The organism is Flavobacterium sufflavum (genome assembly GCF_004016525.1).
Lineage (GTDB): Bacteria > Bacteroidota > Bacteroidia > Flavobacteriales > Flavobacteriaceae > Flavobacterium > Flavobacterium sufflavum.
On sequence record NZ_SACJ01000001.1, the window covers coordinates 517175 to 536067 of the forward strand.

Genomic DNA, 18893 nt, shown 5'->3' on the forward strand with positions numbered 1-18893 from the left:
TATTTTCACGCAGATTCAGCAGATTTGAGCAGATACTTAATTTTATAATCTTGTTTTAAAACACTACCAATTATCAGTTCTAAACGATGAAACCGGCAAACCACCCGTACTAAAAATTTGTGCCTCGGTATAATCTTTAAACAAATAACGAACAGCAACTGGTTTCGACACTTTATCAGAAGTCAACACAACCGACTTTCTTCTTACTTCGGCCTTTGCGGAATAAAACACTTTATCTTCGGCTGCAATTTCAAATCCGGTTACTTCTTTTCCATTCGATGTGATACCATTTGGTGCTTTATCAAATGAAACAGTAACCGCATTATCTTTGATTTCCATTGCTTTAAATTCAGGGCTTTCAAACTCAAAACCTGTAATACCATAAGTTTTGTTCAAAGCCAAATAAGCCAATCTACTTCCTCCAGCTTCTTTGTGAACAGGATGAATATTATTTTCTTCACCAATATCCATCAACACTGCCATTCCTGAATTTGGAATTTCCGTTGAAGCTTTCAATTGGGCCTCTCTCAAATAAGCCGAATTGTATTCTTCTTTATTGTCTTTTGGATGAAACTGTGCATAATTAAACGGAGCTATTTGCGCATAATAAAACGGAAAATCGCCTTGTTGCCAAAGTCCTCTCCAGCTGCTCACCATCTTTTTCATCAAATCTTTGTACTGTGCTGCACGCTCATAATTCGATTCTCCTTGATACCAAATACAACCTTTAATTGCGTATCCAATTACCGGCGAAAGCATGCCATTAAACAAAGTCGTCGGCACACGATTTGGGTCTTTAGCTAATTCTTCTTTTGTGGTTGGAATTTTAACGTTTGCAAAATCTTTCAACATTTCCTGATTCATCCAGGCTTCCATGCTTGAACCACCATAAGAAACCAGAATCATCCCCACAGGAACATCTAAAACTTCCTGTAAAAGCGAACCAAAATACCAGGCCGTAGCACTAAAATTACCTGTAGTTTGAGGACCGGCTGTATACCATTGTCCTTCAAAATCTTCATTTGGAGTCAAAACTGTAGCTCTTGGAATGGTAATAAAACGGATTTTATTATTTTTCGAATGAACCACCGCTTCGTTTCCTTTCAATACAGGTTGTCCCGGAAATCCTTTCAACGGCATTTCCATATTAGATTGACCGGAACACAACCAAACTTCTCCAATTAAGATGTTTTTAATTGATTTTTTTTCTGTACCATCCAAAACTGAAATTTCATAAGGTCCACCTGCTGCAGGAGTTTGCAAAGCTATTTTCCATTTTCCTGATTTATCGGCTTTCACTTCATAGGTTTTAGAATCCCACGAAGTTTGGACTTTTATCGTTTGATTTTTATCTGCCCAGCCCCAAATTGGCGCATTACTTTGCTGTTGTAGCATCATATTGTCCGAAAACAAAGCGGGTAATTTAATCTTTGCATTGATTTGGGAAATTCCTAAAATCAAAAAAAGCGTAATAATTGAATTCTTCATTTTTTTTATTTTTCTAAAGTTACCGGTCCTAACAAACCTGCTTTCAATAAATCTTCACTCTCCACTAATCGATAAGAAGCAGTTGTCCAGGTTAATCGCTCTTTTTCTGGTAATTTTTGATCACCAATCAAACGATTAGCCCAGGTATTCGTCACTTTAATTATTATTTTATTTTTACCTTTTTGCAATGCTTTCGAAATATCGGTACGATAAGGGAAAGTCCAAATCGTTCCACAATCTATCCCGTTAACAGTCACTTCTGCAAGATTGGCAATCGAACCTAAATCTAAATAAACCGGAGTTTTTGTATCCTGACTCCAGATAAACTCCTTGCTGTACACCGCAGTTCCCGAATAATATTTGATACTTTGATTGTCAGATGTACTCCAATCAAAAAGTTTGTTGATTTTCAATTCTTTTTCAGGTCCTTTGAAACTAGCATCAAATTGCAAATTCCAATTTTCATCTAATGTTTGAACCGTTTTGAATTCATCCCAATTAGCTCCTTTATCAGAATTACTTTCCTTAGTTTCATTTTTAAAAATCACAAAACAAGATTCATTTTTATCCAATTGTAACTCAATAACAGTTCGTCCATTTTCGACTTTCCATTGTTTTAAAGCAATGGTTTTGTCCGTCACCGGATTGTACAATTCGGGTGTTTTACCGCTTTGACGGAAAGACAGCTTAATTATTCTCTTTTCTTCAATCTGATTCGAAAGAAAATAAACATCTTCCGTTTCCGATTTGCGGTGTGTCCAGGCAATCGAACTTCTGTCATTGTTTTTAGCATCCGAAAATAAAACATCTGCCTCGATTCCGATTTTTGCAAAATCAGTATCTAAAAATGGAAGCACAATAACTGTTCCTTTCCCGAGCTTCCAGAAAACCGAACCCTGCTCATTTTTAGTAGCATCTTTTCCTTTCGTCCACAATTCGTCAACAACAGTCTGCCATTTTTTAGCTTCCAAATCCGATTGAAAACTTGGTGCATCAAGCGGTTTTTCATTAATAAAAATTGTAGCACCTTCTTTTACTAATTGCAGCATTTTTTCGGCTACAGCCAAAGAAACAACCTTATTCGGCGCCATATTTCGACTTCCCGGAAACAATAAAGCAGCATATTCAATACCACCGCCAAAAGATACTTTTCCATTTTCTACTTTAGCGCGATTTATCAAAACATCAGCATTGAAAGAATCGTATTGATAGCCATTCATCGGGTTTACCCATTGCGACAAATCGGTATTGTTTTTAGAATAAGTAACTTCTTTAGGCATTTTGGTTGCCGGTTGCCCTTCATTTTCCAATCGTATTTTTTCACTCGCCACTCTTTCTTCTCCAAAAACATTCGGAACAAAAGGAAACAAACGATCAGGAACAAGTGAGCGTGATGGCAAATCTTCGCCAATAAAAACCGCTAAATCCACAACTGGTTTTCCTTTTTGCAATTGCAATTGTACTCGCTGGCAATAATCAAACCAGGCTTTTCCGGGTTTCCACCAAGTTTGGTCTCTTTGAAAAAAAGTTCCAATATCGTCCAAAGTCATCCCTGGCGTTCTGTCTGTCCACGGATTATGAACAAAAACGTGGTAGAAAAAACGGTTGATTCCGAGTGCATAATTTCTATCAGCCAGCGTTTTTAAATTCCCCGGATGCTCGTCCCAATCCATTCGTAAGGCTGTAAAAGCTTCGGCCTGAATAATGTCTTTTCCATAAATATGCCCACCCGAAATAGCATCCAGCATATCGAAAGGTTTGTCGTGCGTAGGGCTTTTTAACCAAAATTCCCCACTTGGATAATCCACATATTTAAAATGCAACAAAGCATCACTCATCATTGTTGGCGCCACATTCTCGGAACTGAATTTTACATTCGCTTTTTTAGCAATATCAGCCACAGTTCCATAAAAATTATCGGCAATTAATTCAGCTATGGTTTTTCGAACATCATATAAAACTTTTTCTGTAGTAGCAGCACTTTCGATAGGAATCCCCGCCATTACCGGCAAATAATCCACTATGTCATAACCGCGACGTTTTTGAAACTCAACCTGAAAAACAGAAGACCAATTCTGGCTGCCGCATTCCCAGCTATCCAAATGTAAAATTTTCAATACTCTCGAAGTCAATTCAGGTCCAGCAGTACGGATGGCTTCGCCAAACCAATGATCCAATTGAAAACGAATCAGCTCAGGATTGAATTTATCCACTTCCAAACCTTTTCCTGCTCCACCGGTAGCGTTTTCATGCCCTGTAGAAGTATGTCCCATGCGGATAATTTTCCATTTCCCTTTTGGTGCTTTCCAACTTAAATTGCCATCAGCATCAACAAATTTGGAAATATTGATGATCAAAGATTTTTGAAACGAATCGGAATTTGGAATTTGCTCCGCAGTTGTCGTTGGACTCAAACGCCATACTGCTCCTGATTTTCCTTCGTAATTATCGATTAAAGATTGATTCGAAAGTGTAATTTTACTCACTTTCAAATTGTTCTGTCTCCATTTTGCAAGATCCAAATCTTCCGCTCCAGGTTCTGTTCCGCTAACATCATATACAAATCGAAAATATTTAGCCGTTACGGGTTTAATAGTATGGGTATGCTGTGCATCCATGTCTTGCCAACCGTGACGTGGAGCTATCATTCTTTCATGGAATTTAAAATAAACACCGTCATCACTCACTTCCACAATTAAGCGTTGTGCCTGAAAATCCCTGCCTTTAGTTTCAATTACGATTGATTTACAAGTAAATGATTTCTCAAACTCATATTGAATCCAGCCTTTTTCACCCAATCTGAAATTATCGTCTTTCTTAGCATCAGCCAAAAAAGAAGCATCGCTATTGTTAGAAGTAGTAACTTTAGGCAATAATCCTTGCGAACTGATTGTATTTTCTTTTATCGGAATGGCAAAAGTGGCAATGTCTTTATAATAGTCTTTATAATGTTCGGGAACTGCTAATTTAGTCGTCAATTTTTTTCCTCCAAGCATCTCAGTTGTTGACCAAACTACTTTTTGCATCGACATTTCGGGTGTAATCCAAGGCCCTCCTGCAACGGCAAAACCATCGGCAGCGTGAAAAGCCAATTTTAGCCCCAAACGATCTGCTTCGGCGAAAGCCCAATGCACCATATCCCAAAATTCAGGACTCAATTGCAAAACTGGCGGATTCATCAATGGAGGATTTGCCGGACCTTTTATCGTCATTAAATAAGCACCTGCAATTCCGGCTTGTTTCATAGCTTCTAAGTCGGCTGTGATGCCAGCTTTAGAATACGCCGATTTCATCCAATACCAATACACCCAAGGTTTTGAGGATTCAATTGTAGGCTGAAATGAGGTATTTTCTTTTTTATAGGTTTCCTGTGCGGAAACTATTCCTGCAAGAAGTAGAATAAAAAAGAGGTGTTTTTTTTGAAACATTGTTGTTGCTTTTTCTTTAAACCCGACAGGTTTCAAAAACCTGTCGGGTTTAATTAATTTAATATTTGAATTTCTTCAAACTAGTTTCCAAACCGTTTTTCGTATCCGAAAAAGGCGCCAAATAAAAACTGTATTGATAATCTCCTGATTTGATTTGATATTTTTCTAGAGGTGCTGCCACCTTCGTCCAGCTGTCATTTCCACCCACACCCATTTGAATTAAATCGATATTCACCGTTAAAAATCCCGGATCTTTTAAATCAAAAGTATGCACAGCAGCACTTAAATTTTCCTGAGTATAAGGCCATGCACTCATGCTCAACACTTTTGTATCATTTACTACCAATAACCCTTTATTTTTTTGCGGAGTTGTAAACGCCATCCATCTCACTTCGGTTCTGTTTGCATTTTCCTGAGGTTTCACATAATGCTCCAGAAAATCATTAATTGGCAAAGAATATTTCCCCACAAATGAGCCAAAACTTCTGTCAATATAATTCTCCAATTCCCCTTTTCCGTACCAGGAAATTTGGTCAAATTTTCTTTGAACGCCCATTTGCATTCCTATTTTCGGAATGTTCGGTAATTTATTAGTCGCTTTCAAACTATAATCTACTTTTATCAATCCGTCTGGTTTGATATTGTAAACCACATTTACACTCGCACTGTCTTTAATAACTTCGTAATCACTTGTAATTTTGATTTCAGAAGCTGATTTATCAATTTTGATATTTACCAATTTTGGCTTGGCCTGATACCAAGGTTTTAAAAGTTTATGCGACTTCCATCCTCTTTTGTCATTATCCGTAAGTGGTCTGACGAAATTAGGCAACAAGGGTGCAAAAACCTGTTCTTCACCATTAAACAAATAAGAACTCAAGGCACCATTAGTTTTACTAATTGTAATATCAAATGTTTTTCCTTTGATTTTAAAACCAGCATCTGATTCTGAAACGTTCAAATTTTCCTTTTTAGATTCCTGAGCAACAACTGCTGCCTTTTTTAGCAAAAACTGATCTTCTGCAACAGCATAACCTTTAGAAGCCCAAAGTTCATCTTTCGAAAGTTGGAATTCAATATTCAAATAATATTCCCCATCCGATTTCATTTTTGGCAAATACGGATTTATATCCAAAACAGTAGATTGTCCCGCTTCCGTATTAAATGGTTTTAAAAACTGGGTTTTAATCACATTTCCATTTTCTAAAATTTTCAAAACCGGAGTATAATCAGCTAATGATTTTACCGCCTGACGATTTTTAATTTCTAATTGAAAACCTTCTTTTAAAGTCGAAATTACCGGCTGAAACACCCATTTACACTCATATATAGAACCTTTTGGTTTCCCGTTTGAATCTACAATTCCTTTAGTATTGAAGTTTCCGTCATGGTATTTTTCTCCAAAATCACCTCCATGAGCAAAAAACTCCTGTCCTGTTTTTGGATCTTTTTTCAACAATCCCTGATCTTTAAATTCCCAGATACATCCTCCAATAACTCTAGGTAGCGAACGGAATTCATCCCATAATTCTTTTAAATTCCCAACCGAATTCCCCATAGCGTGTGAGTATTCGACGAAAATAATTGGTCGGGTATCTTTCTTTTGATCTACCAAAAATTTAGGTGTAAAAACGCCCGGATAGAAACGGCTTACCATATCCACATAAGAATCATCCTGTGGATTTTCGAATCGGTAGGCGTGATCAATTGTTTTAGGATATCTAGGATCCAATGGATCGATGTAACCATCTAACTTCGCGTTTCCTTGTGCCGGTTCATAATGCACCGGACGAGTAATATCAAAATCGTGAACCCAACCCGACATCGCCGAATGATTAGGTCCTTTTCCACCTTCGTTACCTAAACTCCACATCACCACCGATGGGTGATTTTTATCTCTTTCCACCATTCGGGTCATACGCTCTAAATAGGCGTTGGTCCATTTTGGATCGTTGGCTAATTTTCCACCAATTCCGTGCGTTTCCTGATTGGCTTCGTCCATCACCATGATTCCGTATTGATCACACAATTCATAGAAATACGGATCGTTCGGATAATGGCTCGTACGGATAAAATTGAAATTAAACTTTTTAATCGTTGTAATATCTTTTTTGATATCTTCTCTGTTCAAGGCTTTTCCTTTTGTCGGATTCTGATCGTGACGATTCACACCATACACATAAGTCTCTTTTCCGTTGATAAGCATTTTTCCGTTTTCTTTTGAAAATTCAATCGAACGGAAACCTACTTTACAACTTTTGGCTTCGGTAATATTTCCTTTTGGATCTTTTATCGAAACCACCAAAGTGTATAAATTTGGTTCTTCGGCACTCCATTTCTTAGGATTTTTAATGGTTTCCTGAAACATTCCAAAACGAACATTATCCAAACGGGGATAACTTTCGTTAATCATATCAATCACCGGTTTTTGAAGCGGTTCTTTGAACATGGCCACATTATTGGCATCATACAACTGAACATTAAAAGTATAATCTTTGATTTTTTCTCCGGTTAGATTCTCCACTTTTGGACGCAATTTAAAAATAGCATCTGTGTATTGTTTGTCTAATTTAGTTTGAACAAAGAAATCCTGAATGCGCAGCTTTGGCTCAGCCATAATAAAAACTTCACGCTGAATTCCACTCACACGCCAGTGATCCTGATCTTCCAAATACGAACCATCAGCCCAACGGATTACCTGAACCGAAACCACATTTTCACCTTCTTTCAAATAAGGCGTAATATCAAATTCGGATGGCAAAAAGCTGTCTTCACCATAACCTAAAAATTCCCCGTTTAACCAAACCTGAAAACCAGAACTTACCGCACCAAAATGCAAAGTCACCGTCATGTCTTTCCAGTTTGCAGGAACGGTAAAACTGCGTTGGTACGAACCAATTCCGTTGTAATCTTTAGGGATGTAAGGTGGATTTATAGGTCTAAACGGATAAACCGCACTTTTGTAAATTGGAATATCATAACCTTTCATTTCCCAGTTAGAAGGCACTTCTATTTTATCCCAACCGTTTACTTTCGCTTTATAAAAATCTTTCGAAGCTTGGTTAAGATTCGATGCATATTTAAAATTCCAATCGCCATTCAGCATTTGGATTCTACTTTTCGTTCTATCACCTTTTAACGCATCTTCAATATTGGTATACGAATAAGCCGTTGCTCTCGAAGGCTGTCTGTTGATGCTGGTAACTGTTGGATCTTCCCAAGGAGCATACTCATACTTCTTGTGTAATTCAGGAATTCCCGCAGGTTCGCCGGTTACTGATTGTGCCTGGACAGTTATTCCAAACAGGATAAAAAATAGTACTTTAAAATTATTCATTATTTCTTCTCTTTTTTCGCTGGTGGTGTAACAAAATTCAATTGACTCGTTCCTAAATCTTTAGAAGTCGCTACTGCAATTCCTCTTTGTTCTGCTTTGTTTACGGCACAATAAAAATGATATACGACTCCGTTGTGTTTTACCACAAAAGATTTATGGGCAAACATATTATCATAAGGCTCAGACGATTCTATTAAATTAGCACCTTTCCACTCTTTCCAGTTTACTAAATCATTCGAAACCGCAAATTGGTTAAATGCACCTTGATTCCAATCTCTCCAAAAAGCTCCAAAATAAAACATTACCCAGGTATCGTTAATACGCTGAATAAACGCATCACCCGTAATTCCTCTGTGATGATTCAACATCGGCTTTTTTCCATAACGTTTCCAGGTTTTCATATCATTAGAAACCGCCATTCCAATACGCTCAGCACCTTTTGCCGGGTTCAAACTATCGCCTCGGGCATTATAATACATGATAAATTTGCTTCCTGTAATACGTTCTTTGTCTTCAATCACCGAGTTTTTATACATAGTGCTGTTATCCCAAAAACTTACATCGGTATCTTTTGGCGTTAAAACTGGTTTAGGCAAGCGCTCGAATTCGTGAGGTTTTGTTGGTAATTCTTTGGTATATGCCATTCCTATTGATAAAACCCCAGCTTCATATCCTGTAGTATTTCCACCAAAATAACTCATCCAGTATTTACCATCGTATTTATTCCATTTGTAGCTTCCGCCCCAAGTTGGGTCTTGCAACGAAATATAACCTGCTTTTTGGTTCACATCCCAATGAGTTTCATCTTTAGAGAATGACATTACTTTTCCTAAATGTTTCCAATGCAATAAATCGTCACTTTCGGCTAACCAGGTTTCGTAACCTCTTCCGTCATAAATCAAATAGGTCATAAACCATTTGTTATCTTTTCGGAAAACCGAAGGACAGTCCATTTTATAGGAGTTATCCGTTGGCACCATTACCAAACCGTATTTGTAAGGCGTTTTTACCTCGTTATAAATTTCATTCATAACAGTATCGGTAATTTCTCTTTTCTTGAATTTGGTGGCACAACTCGCTACTAACAAAGTGGCTATTCCCAGAACGAGATATTTCATTGTATTTTTCATTTTCTAATTTTAATTATAATCGTTCAATGGGACACTGATGACGCAGATTAAACTGATATTCGCGGATTTTTTATCTTTTCTACAATATAAATCTGCTGGATCTGCCAAATCTGCGTGCTATATTTTTCATGCAGATTTCAAAGGATTTTCGCAGATTTATATTATTTTGAATTATTAAAAATCCGTTTCAATCTGTGTTTTTACGAAGTAAATCCGTGTCATCTGTGTTCCATTTTTTTATTTCAATTCCTTTAATCGGGCATCCATAACATCTCTATTCAATTTCACCTTCACCATTCCGGTAGGGTGAAATCTTCTCTTCAAATCAATGGCATTATACACAATCGTGTAGACATCGTTTCCTTCAGGAATCAAGCACAATGGCGTTCTCATAATGTCCCACCATTTAGCCACCTTGGTTTCTATAGGCCAATAATGTGCTTCCGACCAATTCACCCCGTCTTTAGACAACGAATAGCCCATCATATTAGGCAAATGATGTCCCCAACCGTCAGGACCTCCATCAAAAATAGCGATGTACAAACCATTTGGTAATTGACTCACAATAGGATTTTCAACAAAGACAGGATGTATCGATTTTATTGGTTCCAAACCTTTATTCAATCTCGTCCAGGGGCCTTCTAGGCTATTGGATTCGGCCAAAGCCACAAACCAGCCTTTTCCCGATTTTTTAGGATAATCAGCCCAGGATTCAAACGGATAAGCCCCACTGTAAAAACCAAAATATTTTTCGCCTACCTGATACGGAAAAAACGAAGCCACTCCCTGACGTCCTTCCCATGGCTGAGAGTCCAAGCCTGGTTCCATAATTATACCAATGTCTTTATATGGACCCGCAATTCCGTCAATTCCTTCAACAGTTGATTCACAACGCCAGATGCGACCAAAAGAGTGATTCGGCTGAATTTCTTTGTGAACGGTATAAGCCAAATAATAGCCATACCATCTGTTTGCTTTTTTATTGAAAACAGGCATGTAAGACCAAATTGCCGCACGACGATCGTTCATTGGGTTATCATCTTCAGTAATTGCATAAGTTCCGCTGGCTTGCAAAATGGTAGATTCACGTTTCCAATGAATCGCATCCTTACTGGTCCAATGCCCTATTTTAGTTTTCACACGGTCATAGTACATTTCGACACCCACTTCTCCTGCTCTTTCCGTTGGAAACATGTGATAAGTATCGCCTACTTTTACCACACGACCACCTTCAAAACCGCCTTGAATTCCTTCGGTTCCCGTCATTCCTTCATCAATTACGGGTTTGTTTTCACCGTCAATAATTTCGAACAAAGGTTTTTCATCCGAGAATCCTTCTACAATAAAAGTTGGATTCCACAGCTTTCCATCAGGGAATTCAGCATTTCGGGCAACTAAATTCTGACTGCTTTTCACCGCGCCCAAAACCACAAATAATCCTTTTGCGTTTGGCAAAATAGTTTGTGTTCCTTTTGAATACGAAATCGCATATACATTTACCGCAGGCAAACCCGTTACCGTCACTCCATTTTCAAGAACCAGCTTTGCCTTATCAGCAGCCGAAAATTGGAAATAATCTTTATTATCTTTTTCCTGAAAAACACCAACAAGCAACTGTACATCTTCTTTGAATTTTAATTTCAAAGCAGCGTTAGTTCCTTTTTTGTATTGATCCAAAGAAAGTTCGATTCCTTGCAAACCTTCCAATTCAGGAGCCAATCGAACGATATTGTTTTTACTATTCGAAAAAACATGTGCATATTGAGTCGTTTTGAACGTCTTGTAATTCGAATTGACAACTACAAAAGAAGCCGATTTCCAACTAGTATTTTGTGCTGTAACTGAAAATTGGAAAAACACTAAACACAGCATTAAAAAAGCTGTGTATGATTTGAAATTGTATTTTGTGTTTTTTGAAAACATTGATTCTAACTTTTATTTAAAAATGTGAGTAACTAGTGTAATGGCGCCCGTTCCTCGCAATGACTAAAGGGCTTTATAACTTACTTTATATTCCACATTTGGTTTAACCGTCAATTGGTACTTGTTTTTCTCCAATTGGGTAATCGTTCCTGAACTTGCTTTCGGTTTGCTTGAACTTTCAATAATCAGTTTTCCTTCGCCTTCAGCCGCTTTTACTTTGATTTCTGATTTGCTTACATACATGGCTACTTCACCTTTTGGTGTTGGTACTTTTCCTTCCATCCATTGTAAACCACCTAAATTCGGTTTGATTTCATATTCGGAATAACCCGGAGCTGTTGGTTTTACGCCTAAATAATATTTTCCTAACAAATAAATTGGACTGGAACCCCAAGCGTGACAAAGACTTTTTCCATAAGGGCGTCCGTACATCGCTAAATGTTCGGTTCCTTTTTTGTTTGGGTTGTATTCTTCCCAGAAAGAAGTCGCGCCTTCTTTTAACATTCCTCCCCAATAGTCTTTCATTTCTTTCAACACATAATCTTGCTCGCCCATTGCACACAATGCTTCCAACTCGTAAAAACGCATGTATGGTGTTGTGATTTTAAGAATATCATTATTGAGCAGCACCTTATTTTTTATACTTTGTTTTTGTTCTTCATTAAAATAATTGAAAAAAATACCGAACATATTAGCGTATCTCGTTACAATATCCTGCATTTTACCATCTATACGCTGGTGCTTCATCACGTTTTGTTTTTTATCCCAAAACACATCAAATAATTTTGTTTTTAAATCAGCAGCTAATTTTTGATACTGTTTTTGGTCTTCATTTTCACCAGCAATTTCAGCACTAACAGCCATGGCTTCTAAACTTCTCGCTAAAAGCATTTGCTCAAAACTAACCTCACCAGTTTTTGGTAGTCCGTCTGCCCAATCAATAAAAACCCAATCACCTTCCAATGGTTCCAGAAAACCGTTTGTGTTTCTTCTTTTTAAGCAGAATTCCATCAATGATTTCATTCGTGGATAAAAAGTTTTGATGAATTTAGTGTCGCCCGTGTGTAAATAGTAATCGTAAACACCCACAAACCAATACAGCGAATAATCCATTATGATATTAACATGAGCAGTCACAGGTTCTTTACCACGAAGAGCTAACAGTGTTCGTTCTACAGAAGCCGAATCAAAGAATAAATAATAATTCATTAAATAACTTTGATAAGCATCGCCAGACCAAACCCAACGGTCACGTTTAATCCCGTCTATAAAGAATTCGCGGGAGGTTAAATGCATCGTGTACGCCGACACATCCCAAATTTTATTCAATTGTTCATCCGATGATTTGAATGCACCACGATAGTCTAACGGTAAATATTCATAAAGCATCGAAATAGAATCGTATTTTACCGTTGGATCTGCCTTTACCTGAACATAACGGAATGCTTTGGATCCATTATGTGTGTATGTTTCAGGCTGGTTTCCGTCAAAAGATAAATGGTCTAATGTTTCACATTTGGCAGAATCCAGAGCTTCCTCACGAGATTCACCGTAATAAAGTGCTACTTTACCTTTTCCTTTTAAACCGTGAATTTTAATGTAACCAAAAGTTTCCTTTCCAAAATCAACCAACTCACCAGTTCCTGTTTTTTCTGTTTTTTTTGCGTTCCAAGGTTTGGTTGTTAGTTTAAACCCGGAAGGTTTATTCTCTGATGAATCAAAATTCCAAGAACCAACAGGCACCCATGGTGTTCCTGATTGTTGTGCTTTTCCTTTTTCATCAATCCAAAGTTTATCTTCATTGGTTACCTTCCAGGATGCATCCGATTTAACATACTTACCATCAATATAAATAGCCGGCAACACTTCCTGATTATATACTTTAAAGGAAATTTTGTGTTTCCCTACAGGAATTTTCAATGATTTTGGCTGCCCGTAAACTTGAACTCCATCTAAAAGTAATTGAAAAGATCCTTCCGAGTAGATTTTCACCTCGTCTGGTTCTTGAATATTTACTTCTGTTTGAAAAGTTACCAAGGCATAAGGACTATAATATTGCCAAAGCGGTGGAAATACCGCTTCGCGTTCTGTACGTCTTACCTGCATTTTATTGCTTAACCAAACTTCGAAATCACCGGGATACCAAATCCAGGTTGCTTTTTGTTGAGCATAAGTACCTTCTGTTAAAAACAACAAAGCACAGATACCAACTACAATCTTAAAATTGTTACGCAAAGAATTAGATAAAGACAAAAATGCATTCATATTAATTGAAATTAAAAATGAGATATAAAACGATAATTGTTACTCCTAATAAACCAAACAACAATTTCACTCGTTGACTGGTTTGAGGAACATCAGTTTCACTAACAAAAGTGGTTTCCGGATTTTTATCAAGCAATGAAATGATAATCGCCGCTACTAACAAGACTACAAAAATGTAAAAGGATATTAATAAAAAGTGAGGCCAAATTGCGTATTCATCAGCCGGAAAAATCCATAAATACAATACTCCTACGAATAAACTAAATGCAGAACCCCAAGACAAAGTTCCGTTTACCGCTTTTTTTGTAGTTCGTTTCCAAAAAATACTCAACAAAAACACGACAGATAAAGAAGGCGCTAAAAAGCCCAAAACTGCCTGAAAAATATTAAATAAATTTTGCCCTTTGATATTGTCAATAGCTACCGCAATAAGAATAGCAAACACACATCCGGCAGCAATCGTAATACGTCCAATCTTGATTTGCTCTTTAATAGTTGCTGCAGGATTGATTTTTTTCACATAAATATCATTGGTAAAAACCGTACTCAACGCATTCAATGACGAACCAATAGTTCCCACCAAAACGGCAATCATCACACAAATTACCAAACCATTCATTCCACTCGGGAATAAATTGGTAACCATAGTCATATAAGCTAAATCAGAACTCTTACCTAATTCAGGAAATAAAACAGAACACAAAATTCCCGGTAAAATAAACAATGGCAATGCCATCACTTTTAACCAACCGATAAAATTCACTCCTAATTGTCCTTGTTCTAAATTTTTTGCTCCCAATACACTTTGCACCATCGATTGGTCAGTACAAAAGAAAGCCACAGCAGCAACCGGATATCCTAATAAAATAGCCGGCCAGGGATAATGAGCATCATCACTAGGTCGTACTAAATTCCAAAAATTAGATGGTGTCTTAGCAATCAAAGCTTCAATTCCACCTACTTTTTGCAATCCCAAATACGATAATGTAAGCGAAACCACAATTAACAAAATCATCTGAAAAACGTTCACTTTGGCAATGGCTTTCAAACCTCCGGCAAAAGTAAAAATCCCAGAAAAAATTACTAAAACGGTCACACTCTGCCACATTGGAATTCCTAAAATCTGGCGTACTAAAACACCTCCACTAAACAATCCCAATGACAACCAGCTCACCAAAATTTTAACCATCGCATACCAGGCTAAAATAGTCTGGGTGCTATCGCCATAACGTTTTCCCATATATTCGGGCATCGTGCTTACTTTGCTGGCAATATAACGCGGTGCAAAAACCATTGCCAAAAGCAATAAGAAAACAAAGGCGTACCATTCGAAATTTCCTGCTACAATTCCGGTTGCATAACCAATACTGGCAAAAGCCAATAATGATGAAGGTCCCACATTAGTCCCCCACATATTAAAACCGATATTGTACCAATTCAGAGAGTTTCCAGCCAGAAAAAGCGTTTCGTTTTTCTTACTCTGTTTTACACTTACCACATAACCAATGACCAATAAGGTCACTAAATAAACAGCAACTATTATAAAATCTAATGCAGTTAACTTATCGTAGATACTGTTATTCATAGGTTATATTCTTTTAAAATATCAGCAATTTTAACTGGCATTCCGGTTTGTAATGTTCTGTCCATTGCTTGCAATAAAGCTACAGTTCCAATTCCTTCTTTCATATCCGGATAAGCTGTAAAACCTTGTTCAATACTATCTGCAAAATATTCTAAATAGTTTTGATATTCCCCGCCATGATGACTTTGTCCTTCAAAACGGAAATAATATTTAAGCGTGGCATCGCCCCAGTGAATAATTTTCTCTTCGCCTTCTTTATCGGTAACGGAATAACGCAATTCATGATAATCAGCCTGACTTGCCCCTTCAGTACCTCTTAAAATGACACTCATTCCGCTGTCTCTTTTCGTTGGCTGCGTTGGCGAAGTGTATACCCCACTTACTCTGGCAATACGACCATCGGTAGCTTTGAAAATAAAGTGCATCGTATCTTCATTTTTTAAACCCGCAACAGCTCCGTTGCTGCTTATCATTCCGTAACCCATTACTTCTTCAATATTTGGCAAATACCATCTGATGAAATCCACAGGATGACTTAATCCACCGTACAACCATTTGAATGATTGTAATAAAGACCACTCTTTTTTCAAAAACCAACGGTGATCCGCATGATAATGAGATTCAATCGTAATTAAATCACCAATAACTCCTGCTTCGAAATCTTTTCTTTGTCTTTTAGCAGGTTCAAAAAATCTTGAGCTTTGACCAACAAATACTTTTTTACCTGTTTTCTCACTCAGTTCCAATAATTCCTTAGCATCCGAAAGATCATCAATAAAAGGCTTGGTACAAACTACATGTTTACCGTGCAACAAAGCTTGTTTTACGTGCTCAGCGTGCAAATGATCCGGTGTGTAAATGGCAATGATATCAATAGACTCGTCTTTTAATAAATCATCATAATTGGTCGTGTAAGCAGGAAAATCAAATTCCTTTGCTCTTTGTTTACACAACTCTTCATTTCTGTCACACACTTTTACCAATTCTACTTTGCTGCTTTCTATAGCTGCCGACATGGTACTTCGTCCTTCTCCAAGACCTAAAATGGCTATTTTTAACATTGATTAGATATATTATTTATTTAATTTTGATTGATGATATTTGATTAACGATTGCTGATTTTTGATTTTTTACATCTGCAATCAACAATCGTTACCCGAGAGCTTTGCTCGAATTGGCGAAGCAATCTGCATTCTAAAATCTATATTTTCTTCAAAAAGTTCCAAACCTCTCCCGGTTTTGTTCCTTCGATTCCAGTTTGGTATTTTTTCATTATGGCATTCCAGTCGTCTACACGCGGATTGTTTTCGGTAGTTTTTGGATTTAATTTATCCAAACTTTCTCCTTTTGGAATACTAATAACCAACATTAATTGTCTTCCGTTTTTGAAAACCTGTAATTGTTGAAAATCGGCGTTACAGAAACCTTTAGCTATTTCCGGCCATTTTTCGAATTGGGTAGCGTGGTAATCCACATACTCTTTTTGCATTTTAGCATCGTCTACTAAATTAGCCGTCAACACAATGTTTTCCCATTCTGATGCTGGTTTAGAATCCTTGCATCTTTCGAAATTCTGAAAATCATAAATTGGGTTTTCATAGATTTTGATTTCCAATGCTGGAAAAGCCAAAGCCAATTTTTTCTTTGTTCTTTCCGGCTGATTCATCAAACCGTAAATCACCAGATGGTTTTCCCATTGGTACAATTCCTCGCCTACAATTCGGAAACCTTTTATCGTAGATTTGATTTTTTCAATATCAAAATCCTTCCCGATTAATTCAATCGCAACCGATTTTGGCATTTCTTGCAATCCCCAGGCATCATCAACAACTACCTCTTTTTTCAGACTGGCATAAGGTGCACGGATACCAGCGTTTTCCTTGATAGAAGTACTTACAAACTGGTTATTATCCTGCCAAATATTTCCAGCAGGACCATTGTTGTTTTTCAGTGTTTTCTGAATTGGAATCCAGTTGTTTTTTATCGTAAATTTTTGTGAACCTTCATCGGTATACAAATACAACCATAAAAATGGGTCGTGCGCATACGGACTGAAATACACCTTGTCAATGTAATTTTCTTCAATTCGGCTATCTGGCTGGGAAGAAAGCGTGTAAATTCCCGCCACATCGTGCAAATGCTTGGCATAATGATGAATTTTATTTGCCAAAATTTTATTATTTCGCATCACATTTTCAGTATGCGTCCATCCCCATCCCATCGAAATTCCGCTATAAGCCACATCCGAAATTTCGTTGTGTTCAATAGTCAAATTCTTTATAAAACCAGCTGCAATTCCTAAACATCCCCAATCTTCATTGGCAACATTGGTAATCAAATTATCGGCAACAACTTCATCCGAACAAACTACTCTTTCGTCTTTTACGGTATAAGGCAAATGCGATTCGAAAGACTCTTCGGAGAAAACGCCCAGATTGATTCCGTTTCCGCCAATGTCTTTGAATAAATTTCCTTTGATGGTATTGTGATTGGTTCCTTTGTGCAAATCCAATCCTGTGGAAGACAAATGCTCAAAACTGCAAGATTCGAATACCGTATTGTTGGTATAATTCACTTCAACGGCTGCTCTTGGTCGGCCTACCCAACCTTGGTTTTCCAAATTGGCCTGATTAGGCGTTCCCGGAACTTTTAATTTATAAGCGTCCAGCAAATACATTCCCGCCTGCAATGGCACATGACCTTGTTGCGAAGGGCGAAGCCAGTTGCTGTACTGAAACGAAATTCCTTTGAAATTAAAATATTGTACAGGAGTATCCAAAGTTCCTTTAACGTCCACCAAATTTTCTAAAACCGGCGCAGTAACTTTGGCGAAAGCCATATTTTCACCAGCTCTTGGAATGTAATAGATTTTAGCATTTTTTCTATCCAAATACCATTCACCAGCTTCATTCAATAGTGACATTCCATTGTTTAAAAAGAATGCCGAGTTTCCGTTATTTTTAGAAATCCAAGGTGCCGGCCAAGGATGCTCACTCTGAATGCGGCTTTCAGGCTGTTCGAATGAAAGTCGGGCGCTGTCTTTTTTAACTTCGATATTTTTAATTCTCAAGTTCGCTATCGCCCACCATTGTACGATGTACATTTCCATTCCAGGTTGGAATTTAACGGACTTGTCCTTAAACGGAATCCAACAAGTTTGAGAATCTTTATCCCAGGATAAAATTCGATCCATTTTGTTTCCGGCAGTACTTTTAGCTCGCACCGCTTTTACATCATTTACCCAAAGTTGACGGTAATTGATAGTTTCTCCTCCTATTTGCGGAGCATCAGCTACCCAAACAGCTCCTGGTTTTAAACCATTTATTGAAGTCGTGGTTTTTTTCCAATTTTTAATTGCAATCCCACCGCTAAAAATAGGTTTTGCATTCGCATCGGCTTCAATAGTCGTTGGGCTATCGGCTGTTCCCGAATCTTCTGGTCTTACAAACAAAGGCTCTTCAAAATAATAAGTCCCGTCTTTTATGATAATATGAATCCCTCCTTTTACCGAAGCATCTTTCAGCCTACGCAATTCCCTGGCTTTTCTCAATGCCATGTGCACGGTTGCTAAAGGACTTGCTTTTGTACCTTCATTAGCATCATTACCGTTTGTCGCTACCCAAATATCGGCAGCCTGCATTGAAAACGCAGTAAAAAACAGAAACAAAAAGCTCAATAAAGGATGTCGGTTTTTTAGAAACATAAAATATATTTTAAATTATAAATGGAATTCTGAT

At 37.5% G+C, this 18893-nt stretch carries 9 protein-coding genes; all 9 read right to left on the minus strand.

Features of this window, described 5'->3' with window-relative positions; all coding sequences use genetic code 11:
* Positions 1-63: 63 nt before the first annotated feature.
* The 9 genes from EOD40_RS01755 to EOD40_RS01795 all read right to left on the minus strand — a co-directional run bounded on the left by EOD40_RS01755 (position 64) and on the right by EOD40_RS01795 (position 18859).
* A complete protein-coding gene (locus EOD40_RS01755; RefSeq protein WP_128193175.1) occupies positions 64-1488 on the minus strand; it encodes a sialate O-acetylesterase in 1425 nt (474 codons plus the stop codon).
* A gap of 5 nt (positions 1489-1493) precedes the next feature.
* Complete coding sequence (locus tag EOD40_RS01760; RefSeq protein ID WP_128193176.1) at positions 1494-4916, minus strand: glycosyl hydrolase; 3423 nt, start codon at positions 4914-4916, stop codon at positions 1494-1496.
* A 58-nt stretch (positions 4917-4974) separates the two neighbouring features.
* Complete coding sequence (locus EOD40_RS01765; RefSeq protein ID WP_128193177.1) at positions 4975-8253, minus strand: glycoside hydrolase family 2 TIM barrel-domain containing protein; 3279 nt, start codon at positions 8251-8253, stop codon at positions 4975-4977.
* On the minus strand, positions 8253-9383 hold the full coding sequence (locus EOD40_RS01770) for a glycoside hydrolase family protein (protein ID WP_128193178.1): 1131 nt from the start codon (positions 9381-9383) through the stop codon (positions 8253-8255). Before EOD40_RS01770 ends, EOD40_RS01765 begins: the two co-directional genes overlap by 1 nt.
* A gap of 237 nt (positions 9384-9620) precedes the next feature.
* A complete protein-coding gene (locus EOD40_RS01775) occupies positions 9621-11306 on the minus strand; it encodes a glycoside hydrolase family protein (RefSeq protein ID WP_128193179.1) in 1686 nt (561 codons plus the stop codon).
* A gap of 63 nt (positions 11307-11369) precedes the next feature.
* Entirely contained in the window at positions 11370-13571 is a 2202-nt protein-coding gene (locus EOD40_RS01780; RefSeq protein WP_128193180.1) for an alpha-L-rhamnosidase-related protein, read from the minus strand.
* 1 nt (position 13572) lies between these two features.
* Positions 13573-15156 (minus strand): sodium:solute symporter, encoded by a 1584-nt coding sequence (locus EOD40_RS01785; RefSeq protein WP_128193181.1) that lies wholly within the window; start codon positions 15154-15156, stop codon positions 13573-13575.
* Positions 15153-16217 carry a Gfo/Idh/MocA family protein gene (locus EOD40_RS01790; protein WP_128193182.1) on the minus strand — a complete coding sequence of 355 codons (1065 nt, stop codon included), beginning with the start codon at positions 16215-16217 and terminating at the stop codon, positions 15153-15155. The genes EOD40_RS01785 and EOD40_RS01790 overlap by 4 nt, the downstream gene beginning before the upstream one ends.
* A 140-nt stretch (positions 16218-16357) precedes the next feature.
* The gene (locus EOD40_RS01795; protein WP_128193183.1) at positions 16358-18859 is read right to left on the minus strand and encodes an L-rhamnose mutarotase; all 2502 of its coding nucleotides are present in this window, start codon (positions 18857-18859) and stop codon (positions 16358-16360) included.
* Between the last annotated feature and the right edge of the window lie 34 nt (positions 18860-18893).